The sequence below is a fragment of the Kineococcus endophyticus genome, assembly GCF_040796495.1.
GTDB classification, from domain to species: domain Bacteria; phylum Actinomycetota; class Actinomycetes; order Actinomycetales; family Kineococcaceae; genus Kineococcus; species Kineococcus endophyticus.
Map to the genome: position 1 here is coordinate 146187 of NZ_JBFNQN010000001.1, position 13027 is coordinate 159213.

The 13027-nt window shown below is 74.1% G+C and carries 14 protein-coding genes; 10 read left to right on the top strand and 4 right to left on the bottom strand.

Annotated features, from left to right (window positions below; all coding sequences use genetic code 11):
• Positions 1-28 precede the first annotated feature (28 nt).
• From AB1207_RS00655 to AB1207_RS00675, 5 genes are read left to right on the top strand one after another with little or no spacing between them, the layout of a single operon-like run.
• Positions 29-787, top strand: coding sequence for a DUF899 domain-containing protein (locus AB1207_RS00655; protein ID WP_367635844.1), 759 nt, complete (start codon positions 29-31; stop codon positions 785-787).
• A gap of 29 nt (positions 788-816) precedes the next feature.
• On the top strand, positions 817-1842 hold the full coding sequence (dhaK, locus tag AB1207_RS00660; RefSeq protein WP_367635845.1) for a dihydroxyacetone kinase subunit DhaK: 1026 nt from the start codon (positions 817-819) through the stop codon (positions 1840-1842).
• Positions 1830-2450, top strand: coding sequence for a dihydroxyacetone kinase subunit DhaL (gene dhaL / locus AB1207_RS00665; RefSeq protein ID WP_437178836.1), 621 nt, complete (start codon positions 1830-1832; stop codon positions 2448-2450). Before dhaK ends, dhaL begins: the two co-directional genes overlap by 13 nt.
• The gene (gene dhaM, locus AB1207_RS00670) at positions 2447-2836 is read left to right on the top strand and encodes a dihydroxyacetone kinase phosphoryl donor subunit DhaM (protein ID WP_367635847.1); all 390 of its coding nucleotides are present in this window, start codon (positions 2447-2449) and stop codon (positions 2834-2836) included. Before dhaL ends, dhaM begins: the two co-directional genes overlap by 4 nt.
• Positions 2837-2866: 30 nt before the next feature.
• On the top strand, positions 2867-4789 hold the full coding sequence (locus tag AB1207_RS00675; RefSeq protein WP_367635848.1) for a chorismate-binding protein: 1923 nt from the start codon (positions 2867-2869) through the stop codon (positions 4787-4789).
• Here the strand turns inward: AB1207_RS00675 and AB1207_RS00680 are convergent.
• Both AB1207_RS00680 and AB1207_RS00685 read right to left on the bottom strand, forming a co-directional pair.
• The gene (locus AB1207_RS00680; protein WP_367635849.1) at positions 4767-5627 is read right to left on the bottom strand and encodes a Rossmann-fold NAD(P)-binding domain-containing protein; all 861 of its coding nucleotides are present in this window, start codon (positions 5625-5627) and stop codon (positions 4767-4769) included. The genes AB1207_RS00675 and AB1207_RS00680 overlap by 23 nt on opposite strands.
• Positions 5624-6046: a nuclear transport factor 2 family protein gene (locus AB1207_RS00685; protein WP_367635850.1), complete on the bottom strand. Its 423-nt coding sequence runs from the start codon at positions 6044-6046 to the stop codon at positions 5624-5626. Before AB1207_RS00685 ends, AB1207_RS00680 begins: the two co-directional genes overlap by 4 nt.
• An 89-nt stretch (positions 6047-6135) precedes the next feature.
• On the opposite strand from AB1207_RS00685, the gene AB1207_RS00690 reads away from it, so the two are divergent.
• A complete protein-coding gene (locus tag AB1207_RS00690; RefSeq protein ID WP_367635851.1) occupies positions 6136-6669 on the top strand; it encodes a TetR/AcrR family transcriptional regulator in 534 nt (177 codons plus the stop codon).
• Here the strand turns inward: AB1207_RS00690 and AB1207_RS00695 are convergent.
• Both AB1207_RS00695 and AB1207_RS00700 read right to left on the bottom strand, forming a co-directional pair.
• Positions 6656-8197, bottom strand: a complete 1542-nt coding sequence (locus AB1207_RS00695; RefSeq protein WP_367635852.1) for an alkaline phosphatase D family protein — start codon at positions 8195-8197, stop codon at positions 6656-6658. The two genes, AB1207_RS00690 and AB1207_RS00695, sit on opposite strands and share 14 nt — an antisense overlap.
• Before the next feature lie 65 nt (positions 8198-8262).
• Complete coding sequence (locus AB1207_RS00700; protein ID WP_367635853.1) at positions 8263-9072, bottom strand: aminotransferase class IV; 810 nt, start codon at positions 9070-9072, stop codon at positions 8263-8265.
• Between the two features lie 157 nt (positions 9073-9229).
• Between AB1207_RS00700 and AB1207_RS00705 the strand changes: the two genes are divergently transcribed.
• The 4 genes from AB1207_RS00705 to ybeY all read left to right on the top strand — a co-directional run bounded on the left by AB1207_RS00705 (position 9230) and on the right by ybeY (position 13027).
• Positions 9230-10528 (top strand): HNH endonuclease, encoded by a 1299-nt coding sequence (locus AB1207_RS00705; RefSeq protein WP_367635854.1) that lies wholly within the window; start codon positions 9230-9232, stop codon positions 10526-10528.
• Positions 10521-11360, top strand: coding sequence for a DUF72 domain-containing protein (locus AB1207_RS00710; RefSeq protein ID WP_367635855.1), 840 nt, complete (start codon positions 10521-10523; stop codon positions 11358-11360). The genes AB1207_RS00705 and AB1207_RS00710 overlap by 8 nt, the downstream gene beginning before the upstream one ends.
• A 100-nt stretch (positions 11361-11460) precedes the next feature.
• Positions 11461-12501: a PhoH family protein gene (locus tag AB1207_RS00715; protein WP_367635856.1), complete on the top strand. Its 1041-nt coding sequence runs from the start codon at positions 11461-11463 to the stop codon at positions 12499-12501.
• 4 nt (positions 12502-12505) lie between these two features.
• On the top strand, positions 12506-13027 hold the full coding sequence (gene ybeY / locus AB1207_RS00720) for an rRNA maturation RNase YbeY (protein WP_367635857.1): 522 nt from the start codon (positions 12506-12508) through the stop codon (positions 13025-13027).

Genomic DNA, 13027 nt, shown 5'->3' on the forward strand with positions numbered 1-13027 from the left:
GACCAGGACGAGACGAGGAGGGGGTCCCGTGACCCTGCCCGAGATCACGACCCGCACCGAGTGGCTCCGTGCCCGCACCGAGCTGCTGGCGCGTGAGAAGGAGGCGACCCGCGCCCGGGACGCCCTGAACGCCGACCGTCGCCGGCTGCCGATGGTGGAGGTCACCGAGCCGTACCGGTTCACCGGACCGGACGGCGAGGTGGGCCTGGCGGACCTGTTCGCCGGCCGGGAGCAGCTCGTCGTCCAGCACGTCATGTTCGGCCCCGACTGGGAGGCGCCCTGCCCGTCGTGCTCGGCCGCGCTCGCCGAGCTCAGCGAGGGGCTGCTCGGGCACCTGCACGCGCGGCGCACGAGCTTCGTCGCCGTCTCGCGCGCCCCCTACGAGCGGATCGCCGAGGTCGCCGCCGACCGCGGGTACCGGTTCGACTGGGTGAGTTCCCTCGGCAGCACGTTCAACCACGACTTCCACGTCACGCTCGACACCTCGGTCGCCCCGGTGCTGTGGAACTACCGGGACGCCGGGGAACTGCGCGCAGCGGGGCAGGAGTGGGTGGTCGAGCAGGCCGAGGCCGGGCCGTCGGAGCAGCCCGGCTACAGCTGCTTCCTGGCCGACTCCGGGCGGGTGTTCCACACCTACTCGACGTTCGCCCGCGGCACCGAGCAGCTCGGCGGCGCCTACGCGTTCCTCGACATGACGGCCCTGGGCCGGCAGGAGGAGTGGGAGGAACCGGCGGGGCGCGTCGAGCACGCGCGGGGGGCGGTTCCGGACTTCGCCGCGGAGGGATAGCTTGGGCGCCCCCGGGCGAAGGAGCTCCCATGCACGTCCCCACGAAGCTGCTCGACGACCCCGCCGACGCCGTCACCGACGCGCTGCGCGGGCTGGCGGCGGTCCACCCCGAACTGACCGTCGACCTCGAGCACCACGTCGTCTCCCGCAACCACGACCACTCCGGGGACCACCGGCCCGGCAAGGTCGGGCTCGTCTCCGGCGGCGGGTCGGGGCACGAACCCCTGCACGCGGGTTTCGTGGGACTCGGGATGCTCGACGCCGCGGCGTGCGGGGCCGTCTTCACCTCACCCGTGCCCGACCAGGTGCTGGCCGCGACGACGGCCGCCTCGAGCGGCGGCGGGGTCGTGCACGTCGTGAAGAACTACACGGGCGACGTCCTGAACTTCCAGATGGCGGCCGAGCTCGCCGACGACGAGGACATCGCCGTCGAGACGGTCCTGGTCGACGACGACGTCGCCGTCACCGACAGCCTCTACACCGCCGGCCGTCGGGGCACCGGGGGGACGCTGTTCGTCGAGAAGGTGCTGGGCGCCGCGGCCGAGGAGGGCATGGCGCTGGCCGAGCTCGCGGCCCTGGGCCGGGACGTCGTCAGCCGCAGCCGCAGCTTCGGCGTCGCGCTCAGCCCCTGCACGACACCGGGTTCGGACCGTCCGGGGTTCGACCTGGAGCCGGGGGAGATGGAACTCGGCATCGGGATCCACGGCGAACCGGGCCGGCGCCGGGTACCCGTCCCGGCGACGGGGGTGGCGCGCGAGGTGGCGCGCACGTCGGTCGCCGCGATCGCCGACGACATGCCGCTGGACGGCGAGGAACTGCTGCTCCTGGTCAACGGGATGGGCGGGACCCCGTTGCTGGAGCTGCAGGTGCTCGCGGGCGACGTCGTCACGGAGCTCACCGCACGCGGCGCCCGCATCGGCCGCGCCCTCGTCGGCAACCACGTGACGAGCCTGGAGATGGCCGGGAGCATGGTGAGCGTGTGCCGCGCGACCCCGCAGCTGCTGCAGCTGTGGGACGCCCCCGTCCGTACGCCCGCGCTGCGGTGGGGCGCGTGAGCCCCGCGCTCACCGCCGCCGGGGTCCGGGACTGGTTGCAGCGCTTCGCGACCGCCGTCGACACCCACGCCTCGGACCTCACCGACCTCGACCGGCCCATCGGGGACTCCGACCACGGCGTCAACCTGCAGCGCGGGATGCACGCCGTCCTCGCCGCGCTCGACGCCGCCGAGCCGGCGACGCCGGGGGCCGCTCTGGTCAAGGCGGGGTCCACGCTGGTCAGCACCGTGGGCGGCGCCAGCGGCCCGCTCTTGGGGACCCTGCTGCGCCGCACGGGCAAGGCGCTGGGGGACGCGGAGTCCGCGGACGGGCCGGCGTTCGCGGCGGCGCTGCGGGCCGGGCTCGACGCCGTGGTCGCGCTCGGCGGTGCGCACGTCGGCGACGCGACCCTCGTGGACGCCCTGGCCCCGGCCGTCGAGGCGCTGGAGGCGGGCGGGTCCGCGCAGGAGGCCGCCGACGCGGCGGCGCGTGGGGCCGCGTCCACCGACGAGCTCGTGGCCCGCAAGGGGCGGGCGAGCTACCTCGGCGAGCGGGGCATCGGGCAGCGGGACCCGGGCGCCGCCTCGATCGCGCTGCTGATCGCCGCCCTCACGGAGGATGCGTCGTGAGCGTGCGGGTCGTGCTCCTGTCGCACAGCGCGGACGTGGCGCGCGGGGTCGCGGACCTCGCGGGCCAGATGGCGTCCACGGCCACCGTGGTGCCGGTGGGCGGGACGGCGGACGGGCGCCTCGGGACCGACGCCGACGCGCTCGAGGCGGCCGTCGGGGCGGGGCTGGACGCGGGCGAGGAGGTCGCGGTGCTCGTGGACCTCGGCAGCGCCGTGCTCACCGCGCGGACCGTGCTGGCCGACCTGCCCGACGTGGCGGCCGTCGCCCTCGTCGACGCCCCGTTCGTCGAGGGGGCCGTCGCTGCCGTCGTGACGGCGTCGACGGGTGCTGGTCTGGCCGAGGTCGTCGCGCAGGCCGAGCTCGCGCGGGACCTGCGCAAGGGCTGAGACGGCCCCGCGTTCTGGGAGGATCGGCCCGTGCGCTGGCTCGTCGTGGACAACCACGACTCCTACACCCACAACCTGGTGCAGCTGCTGGCCGTGGCCTCGGGCACCGACCCGGTCGTGGTGAGCGACGACGACGTGGCACCGGGGGAGCTGGACCTGCAGGGTTTCGCCGGCGTCGTCGTCTCGCCGGGGCCGGGGCACCCCGCGAACCCCCGCGACTTCGCCCTGTCCGCGGACGTGCTGGCGCGGGCGCAGGTGCCCGTCCTCGGGGTCTGCCTGGGGATGCAGGGGATCGCGCTCGCGGCCGGTGCCGTCGTGGACGCCGCCCCGCAGCCGCGGCACGGTTTCGTCGACCGCGTCCGGCACACGGGCGGGTCGGTCCTGGCCGGACTGCCGCAAGGGTTCGACGCCACCCGGTACCACTCGTTCCGGGTGGCCGAACCCCTGCCAGACGTCCTGGAACCCCTGGCGTGGGCGCAGGACGGCGTGCTCATGGCGTTGCGGCACCGGGACAGGCCCCAGGTCGGGGTGCAGTTCCACCCGGAGTCGGTGGCCAGCCCCTCGGGTGCGCTGATCGTGGAGAACTTCGTCCGCTGGTGCCGACGGTTCGGTCACCCGCGGCGGTACACGTTGCACAGCCGCCGGGTGCAGGGCGTCGTGGACGCGGAGGCGGTCGTGGCGGGGGTGCTCGGCGGCGAGGACGCGTTCTGGCTGGACTCGGCGAGCCGCGGCGCGGGGTCGGGCCGGTTCTCGTTCCTCGGCCCGCTGACGGGCCCGGTCGAGGCGTCGATCGCGGCGGTGTCCGCGCGGTTGGCCGGTGTCGGGGTCGACGGGGCGCAGGACGTGCCCTTCGAGTTCGCGGGCGGCCACGTCGGCTGGGCCGGGTACGAGGCGAAGGACGAGTGCGGTTTCCCGGTCCCGCACGACGGGTCGCGGGACCCGGGAACCCCCGCGAACCGGTGGGTGTTCGTCGACCGGTTCTTGGCGCTCGACCACGACGAGGACGCGACGTGGGTGTGCGCGCTGTCGGAGGGGGCCGGGGACGAGGACCGGGAACCGTCGTGGATCGCGGAGACGATCGCCGCGCTCGACGGTCTCGCGCCCCTCGGTGAGCCCGCGCCCGCTCCGGACCTGCCGGTCGTCCTCGACACCGCCCCGGAGCGCTACCGCGACGACGTCGTCCGCGCGCAGGAGCAGTTGCGCGCCGGGGAGAGCTACGAGGTCTGCCTCACCACCCGGGCGCGGGTCCCCGTCGGACCGGGCCCGGACGCGGGGTTCGCGGCGTACCGGCGGTTGCGGCGGACGAACCCCGCCCCGTACGCGGCGTACCTGCGCACCGGCGGGGTCGAGGTCGTCGGCAGTTCCCCCGAGCGGTTCCTGCGGGTGGGGCAGGACGGGTCCGTCGAGACCCGGCCCATCAAGGGGACGGCTCCGGTCGACACCGATCCCGCTGCGCTGCAGACCGACCCGAAGACGCGCGCGGAGAACCTCATGGTCGTCGACCTGCTGCGCAACGACCTCGGTCGGGTCTGCGTCCCGGGGTCCGTCACCGTCCCGCACCTCATGGCGACGGAGACGCTGGCGACCGTGCACCAGCTGGTGACGACCGTCCGGGGACGCTTGCGCCCCGACGTCTCCGCCGTCGACTGCCTGCGCGCGTGCTTCCCGCCGGGGTCGATGACGGGGGCGCCGAAGCTGCGGACGACCGAGATCGTCGACGCCCTCGAGCAGCGCCCGCGGGGGGTCTACTCGGGAACGCTCGGCTGGTTCTCCCTCACGGGGGCGGCCGACCTCTCCGTCGTCATCCGCACCGCGGTAAGGGTCGGCGAGGAGTGGCACGTCGGGGCCGGTGGCGCCGTGGTCCTCGACTCCGACCCCGACGCGGAGGTCGCGGAGGTTCTCCTGAAGTTGCGGGCACCCTTGGCGGCGCTCACGACGCGGGTCGTGGGCTGACCCCGTCCGGCCGGCGCAGGGTGCGGGGGTCGCGGGTGGCCAGGAACTCCCGGAACGTCCGCGGCGGACGGCCCGTCGTCCGCTCGACGTCGGTGGTCGTGCGGTCCTCCGAGCCCGCCGCGATGGCCGTGTCCATCGCCGCGAGCACGCCCGCGAAGGCGGCCGGCATCCCCGTGGCCGCCCAGCGCCGGGCGAGCCCGGCCTCGTCGACGCGGCGGTGGACGATCGTGCGGCCGGTGAACCGGGAGAGTTCCGCGGCCACCTCGTCGAAGGACAGGGGTTCCGGGCCGGTCAGCACGAGGGCCGCCTCGGGCGGGGTCGGGCTCGTGAGGACGCTCACCGCGACCGCCGCGATGTCGTCGGGGTCGATGAACGGCACCCGGCCGTCGGCGGTGGCCGTGACGACCTCGTCGTCCCGGCGCACCGAGTCGGCGTGCGCGTGGTCGTCGGTGACGTTGCTCGCGAACCACGTCGGCCGCAGCACCGTGCCCTCCGGGAGGTGGTCGCGCAGCCGGGCGGCCACCAGTCCCGGACCCGCTGCGGCGTCGGGGATCGACGAGGCGCTCAGCAGCGTGGCGCGCCGGACCCCGGCCGCCGCGGCGCGCTCGAGGAACGGCAGGACGACGTGCTCGGGGGTGGCGTCGCCGGGCGGGGCCATGACGTGCACCGCGTCGACGCCGCGCAGGGCGAGGTCGTGGGTGGCGGGGTCGTTCCAGTCGAAGGGCACGTCGCCGCCGCGACCGCGGCTCGCGCGGCGCGCGGTGACGCCGCGCCGCTCGAGCCCGGCGGCGATCCGCCGCCCGACCGTCCCGCTGGCGCCGAGGACGAGGGTGCTCACGCGCGGCTCCCCACGCCGACCGGGACGTCGGCGAACGCGACGGGGTTCCAGTAGTCCCGGTAGTTCCGGATGCGTCCCTGCTCGATCGTCAGGACGGCGACGTAGCGGGCCGTGTAGGGCTCGCGCGTGGCGACGACCGTCCCGCTCGCGGAGAACTCCGCGACGAGGTCGGTCGGGTCGACACCCTGGTGCAGCACCACGTCGTGGATGCGCTGCACGTCGAGGAGGTCGGGGTAGCCGGCCATGTACCCGACCACGGCGTCCCGGCCCTCGAGCCGCTGCGGACGGTCGGCGGGGGCGAAGGGGAACTCCATGACGGCGTCGTCGGCGAAGAGGTCGGTGAAGGCGTCGGTGTCGTGGGCGAGCAGGGCCTCGAAGGCGGCGTGGACGACGTCGCCCGGGGTTCGGTCCTCAGTCATCGGGTCCTCCCGGGTAGAGTGCGGACCATCGGTCCGTTTCCTCCAACGTAGCGGACTGTCGGTCCGCTTTCAATCCGGGAGGTGCGTCGGTGCGCGTCGACAAGGCCCGCAACCGCGAGACCGTCCTCGCGGCGGCGGCGCGGCTCTTCGCCGCCGCGGGGGATCCCGACGAGGTGTCGATGGACGCCGTGGCCGTGGCGGCGGGGGTCGGCAAGGGGACGGTGTTCCGCGGTTTCGGCGACCGCCGCGCCCTCGTGCGCGAACTGTGGGACGAGACCCTCGCCCGCTTCGACGCCGAGAACCCGCCCGCGGGATCGACGTCCCGCGAGCGGGTGCTCGACCTCCTCCTGCGCACCTGGCGGTTCAAGCGAGAGCACCGCGTCCTCGGGCTCGCGCTGGAACGGGCGGGGGAGGGCAGTCCCTACGCGACCGCCGGGTACGACCGGTGGCACACCACCCTCGTCGAGCTGCTCGCCGAGGTCCCCGGTGACCGGGAGTTCCTCGCCCACGCCCTGCTCGCCGCGGTCCGCAGCGACCTCGTCGAGCACCTGCGCTCGCTGCCGGACGAGGACGTGCAGGCGGGCCTGCGCCGCCTCGTCGACGGCGTCGTCAGGCCGGGGTGAGGGCCCGGCTCCACAGCGACTTCCCGGCGATGTCCCGCAGGGTCACCGTCAACGCCCGGGAGTCGGGATCGATCTCGACCTCGCCGAAGAACTGCGAACCCTCCAGCGGGGAGGTGTTCGCCCGCGGGGGCACGGCCTGGAAGACGACCTGCGGGCCGAACGTCGCGTCGAGGGCGTTCGGGCCGAAGGACCCCGCGTGCAGCGGTCCGGACACGAACTCCCAGAACGGGTCGAACTCGGTGAACGCCGCGCGCTCGGGGTGGTAGTGGTGCGCCGCGGTGTAGTGCACGTCGGCCGTCAGCCAGACGTGGTTGCGCACACCGCGGTGCTTGAGCTCACGCAGGATCCAGGCGATCTGCTGCTCGCGCCCGCGCGGAACGCCTGGATCGCCCTGCGCCACGGCCTCGATCCCGTTCGAGGCCGCGTCGGGGACGACGAGGCCGATCGGCATGTCGGCCTGCACGACCTTCCAGTGCGCGGTCGAGGCGGCCATGGCCTCGACGAGCCAGCGCGCCTGCTCCGTCCCGAGGATCCCGCCGTCGGGCCGGATCCCGCCGCCGGCCCACCCCCACGGGTTGGGGTCGCGGTCGGAGCGCATGTCGAGCACGAACACGTCGAGCAGGGGACCGAAGGCGAACTTCCCGTAGACGTCGCCCGTCCGGCGGTGCGAGACCGGGACGAACTCGCGCCAGGCCTGCTCCCCGCGCGCCCACAGGACGTCGATGCGCTTCTCCTGGTACGCGGGGTCCTCGAGGACCTCGTGCGGGTACCAGTTGTTGTGGACCTCGTGGTCGTCCCACTGGTTCACCTGCGGCACACGGGAGAAGAACGCGCGGTAGGCGTCGTCCTCGAGGTTGTACTTGAACGCGCCGCGGAAGTCGTCGAGCGTCTGCGCGACGTGCGACTTCGCCTCCGTCACGACGTTGCGGTAGATGCGGCCGTCCGGCAGCGTCACGTCCCCGGTGATGGGCCCGTCGGCGTAGATCGTGTCGCCGGAGTGCAGGAAGAAGTCCGCGTCCCGCGCGGCCATCGCCCGGTAGATCGGGAAACCGCCGAGGTCGGGGTTGCGCCCCCAGCCCTGGCCGGCCTGGTCCCCGCTCCAGAGGAACCGGATGCGGCGGTGGTCCCCGGGGCCCGGCGCGGTGCGGAGGAAACCCTCCTGCGACGCGCCGTCGGGGCGGTGGGCGTCGGGGGCGCCGAGGACGACGCGGTAGGGGACGTCCGCTCCCGACGGGAGCCCCGTGACGTCGAGCCGGCCGGTGAAGTCGCCGGCCGACGTCAGCAGGGGACCGCGGTACGTGCGGCAGTCGCGGCCGAACCTCCCGGTCGGGGAGACCTGGACGAACATCCGGGCCGGCCGGTCCGAGCGGGTCCAGATCGTCGCCGTGTCCGCGGTGACGTCCCCGGACTGCACGCCGTGGGTCAGTCGCGGGGCGCCGCTGCGCACCAGCGTGGGGGCCAGCAGGCCGGTACCGCCGGCGGCGAGGAGGGAGCGTCGGGAGAACGGAGGGGTGAGGGGGTTCGGCACCCGCGGAACGGTCCTCGGTGCAGGTGACGTCCGGGTTCCCTCCCGAGGAACTCCCGGTGAAGGGCTCAGGGTTCCAGTGCGGTGCGGGCCAGGACCGTGGTGAGGGACTCGTCGACGGGCAGGGGGGAGCCGTCGAGCGAACGGACGGGGGCGGCGCCCCGCAGGCTCGACAACAACCAGGCGCCGTCGGACCGCTGCAGGTCCTCAGGACGGCAGGACGTCTCGTGGACGTCGAACTGCGCGGCCACGGCGGCCAGGGTCGTGCCGGGGAGCACGTTCCGCCCTGCCTGCGGCGGGGTCCACCAGCGTCCGTCGGCGCGCCACAGCAGGTTCGCCGTCGGGGCCTCCAGGACCTCGCCGGTGGCGTCGAGGAACAGCGCGTCGTCGGCTCCGCGGCGTCGCGCCTCGCGCAGGGCGGCGGAGTTCACGGCGTACGACGACGTCTTGGCCGCGGCCAACAACCACGGCGCGTCGGGGGTCGTGCTCGTGCCACGGGCGAGGCTCACGACGTGGACGCCGTCCCGGCCCTCGCGGACGCTCTGCGGTACCGGGCGGAGAGTGGCGGTGCACGTGCCTGCCGACGCCGTGAGCCGGAGGACCGCCTCGGCGCCGGCGGGGACGTCGTCGGTGATCCCCGCGACGAGGTGTTCCCACGCGGTGCGGTCCAGGGTGAGGGCGAACGCGGCCGCTGACCGCTCGAACCGGTCCAGGTGCTCCCGCAGTCGCACGATGCGCGGCGGGGGGCCCCCGTGGACGAGGAGGGTTTCGAAGAACCCGTCCCCGCGCAGTCCTGGGTCGTCGCTGGGGATGACGGGGGAGTCCCACGGAACCTCCCCGGTCCCCAGGACGGCTGTCCGGTTCCGCAGCGGCTGCACCGGTGCATCGTGGCGGGAGGGGGGCCTGGGGACAACCCGTTCTCGATGTCGGAGGCGGCTGGTACGACTGGGACGGGGCAGGCTGGGTCTACGAGACCCGTTGCAGCACAACGTGTCCAGCCTTGCCTGCGCCGCGGCCCTGGCGTACTCTCACGCCATGACACCGACGGCTGCACCCCTGGAGCAGATGACTCCCGCGCAGCTCATCGACGTCGTCACCGACACCGAACGCCAGGTCCGCGCCCTGCTGGCCCGCCAGGTCCAGGCCACCGCCCGCTACGCCCAGCTCATGACCGGACGCGCCGGCGGGGACAGCGCCACCACCCGCGAGATCGCCCTGGCCCGGCAGGTGTCCCCCTCCACCGGCACCGCACTCGTCGCGGCCGCGGCCGTGCTGGTCCAGGACATGCCCATCACCTTGGCCGCGCTGGCCGAGGGGTTCATCACCGAACGCGCCGCCCGTGACGTCGTCAGCGCCACGTCCCACGTCGGCGCCGCCGACCGCGCCCTCATCGATGCGCGGATGCGGCGGGAGTACCGCCGACCCGGCGTCGGGCACCGCTACCTGGCCGGCGCCGCCCGCGCCCTGGCCGACGCCGCCGACCCGGCCGCTGCGGTCGAGAGGAACCGTCGAGCCGAGGGCACTCGCCGATGCACCGTCCGCCCCGGCGCCGACCACATGACGTTCTTCACCGCCGTGGGCACCTCGGCCGCCAACCTCACCCTGCTCACCACCTTGCGCCACGCGGCCACCGAGCAGTTGCGCGCTGACCCGAGTGACCAGCGGACCGAGGACCAGGCGATGTACGACGTCCTGTTCGCCCGCGTCACCGGCACCGAGATCGTCACCGGCAGCATCACCGGGCAGGTCCCGGTCACCGTGGAGCTGGTCATGGACGAGGCGGCACTGCTGCGGGAGGGGACCACCTCGGCGCGGGTCTGGTGCGAGGGCATCGACGGCGGCCCGATCCCCGCGCAGCAGGCGCGGGAGATGGTTCTGGACGCCGCCGAGAGGGAGCGGACCTGGGTCCGGCGGTTGTACTGCAGGCCAGGGACCGACGAGCTGGTCGCGATGGACGCGAAGTCCCGGCTGTTCCCACCGGCCCTGGCCCGCTTCCTGAGACGACGCGATCAGCGGTGTGCGACCCCGTGGTGCGAGGCGCCGATCCGGCACGTCGACCACGTCACCCCCTGGTCCCGTGGGGGAACCACCAGCATCGCGAACGGGCAGGGGTTGTGCCGCTCGTGCAACTACACCAAGGACCTGCCTGGGTTCAGCACCACCAGCGACGACCGGGGCAGGACGACACTCACCACGAGAACTGGGCACCGGTACCGGAGAGAACCACCCCCGGTCCTGGGGCATCCCACCCTGCCCTCGGGTCCACCCCCGACCGCACGACGGCGTGGGGCGGTCCACGACGGGTACGTCCCCGTCGGAGGTGTCCATGGGTGAGGTGCTGGTCGGGATCTCGGGGTGGGCGTACCCGCACTGGCGGGGCGACTTCTACCCCCACGGTCTGCCGCACCGGGCCGAGCTGGCGTACGCCGCGGAACGGTTCGGGACGGTCGAGGTCAACGGGTCCTTCTACTCGCTGCAGCGACCGAGTTCCTACCGGTCGTGGCGTGAGACGGCGGAGGCCGCCGCCGACCCCGCCGCGGAGTTCACCGTCAAGGGTGGCCGCTTCATCACGCACCTCAAGCGACTGCGTGGGGTCGAGACCGGACTGGCGAACTTCTTCGCCTCGGGGCTGCTGGAGCTGCGCGACCGACTCGGTACGGTGCTGTGGCAGCTGCCCGAGACGGCCGTGTTCGACGCCGACCTCCTCGACGGGTTCCTGCGGCAGCTTCCCCGGACGGTGGGGGAGGCCGCCGCGCTGGCCCGTCGGCACGACGGCAAGCTCACGCAGGACCGGGCGGTGACGCGGGCGCCGAAGGGGCTCGCGGGCCGGCGGCTCCGGCACACGCTCGAGCCGCGGCACCCCTCGTTCGGCACGCCAGAGGCGTTGGCCGTCCTGCGGGCGCACGGCGTGGGTCTGGTGGTCGCGGACTCCGCCGGTCGCTGGCCCCGCTTCGAGGCCGTCACGTCCGACCTCGTCCACGTACGACTCCACGGGGACACCGAGCTGTACGCGAGCCGGTACTCCGGCGCCGCCCTCGACGCCTGGGCCGAGCGCGTGCTGGCGTGGTCGGAGGTGGCCGACGTGCGCGTCCACTTCGACAACGACGCCCGCGGCCACGCCCCGCACGACGCCCTGCGCCTGCAGGAGCGGGTGCGCCGGCGGTGAACGCGCGAGCCCCCACGCGCACCGCTCGTTAGGATCGACCCGACAGCGCGGACCCACCGCACCCTCTCAGCACGGAGGCGAACGGCCCCTCGGGGCGATCATGGCCAGCACCGACACCACTCCCGAACCCCCGGCGCAGTCGCGGCACGTGATCGTCGTGCCGCCCGAGGTGCCGATGGTGGGCCTCCTCGGCGCTCGTGACGAGCTGCTCCGCGTCCTCGAGCGCGCCTTCACGCGCACCGACGTGCTCGTGCGCGGGAACGAGATCACCGTCACGGGTGCCCCGGGCGAGGTCGCCCTCCTCGAGCGGCTCGTGGACCAGATGACCGCCGTCCTGCGCAGCGGTCAGCCGCTCTCGCCCGACGCCGTCGAGCGCTCCGTCGCCATGCTGCGCGCCCAGGCCGCCGGCACGGCCGACGACCGCCCGGCCGACGTGCTGACGATGAACATCCTGTCCAGCCGCGGCCGGACGATCCGTCCCAAGACGGTCAACCAGAAGCACTACGTCGACGCCATCGACTCCCACACGGTGGTCTTCGGCATCGGCCCGGCGGGCACGGGCAAGACGTACCTGGCCATGGCCAAGGCGGTGCAGGCCCTGCAGGCCAAGCAGGTCAACCGCATCGTCCTGACGCGGCCGGCCGTCGAGGCGGGGGAGCGGCTCGGCTTCCTGCCCGGCACGCTCACCGACAAGATCGACCCGTACCTGCGGCCGCTGTACGACGCCCTGCACGACATGCTCGACCCCGACTCGATCCCGCGGCTCATGGCGGCCGGGACGATCGAGGTCGCGCCGCTGGCCTACATGCGCGGCCGCACCCTCAACGACGCCTTCATCATCCTCGACGAGGCCCAGAACACCTCGCCCGAGCAGATGAAGATGTTCCTGACCCGCCTCGGGTTCGGCTCCAAGATCGTGGTGACGGGCGACGTCACGCAGGTCGACCTGCCCTCGGGCACCGAGTCCGGCCTGCGTGTCGTGCGGGACATCCTCGAGGGCATCGAGGACGTCCACTTCTCGCGCCTGACCTCCAGCGACGTCGTCCGGCACCGGCTGGTCGGCGAGATCGTCGACGCCTACGGACGCTGGGAGGAGGCCCGCCCGCGGGTCACCGCCCCGCACAGCGCCCGGAAGCGGTGAGCGCGTGAGCATCGAGGTCGTCGACGAGAGCTCCTTCGCAGCCGGTCGCGGGGTGGACACCGTCGAGGTGTCGCACCTGGCCCGCTACGTGCTCGACGAGATGCGGGTCCACCCGCTCGCCGAGCTGTCCGTCCTCATGGTCGACGTCGACGCCATGTCCCGGCTGCACGTGCAGTGGATGGACGAGGAGGGCCCGACCGACGTCATGTCCTTCCCCATGGACCAGCTGCGGCCGGGCCGCGAGGGCGGGACGAGCGAGCCGGGGCTGCTCGGCGACATCGTCGTGTGCCCGGAGGTCGCCGCCGCCCAGGCCAAGGCGTCGGGGCACGCGACCGCCGACGAGGTCCTCCTCCTGGTGACGCACGGGATCCTGCACCTGCTCGGCTACGACCACGCCGAACCGGACGAGGAACGCGAGATGTTCACGCTGCAGCGCCGGCTCGTGCTGGGCTTCCTGGCCCGCATCGGTCGTCCGGGCGACCCGACCCCCACGGTCGGGCACCGCGCGCTGCCCTCGGGCGACTGA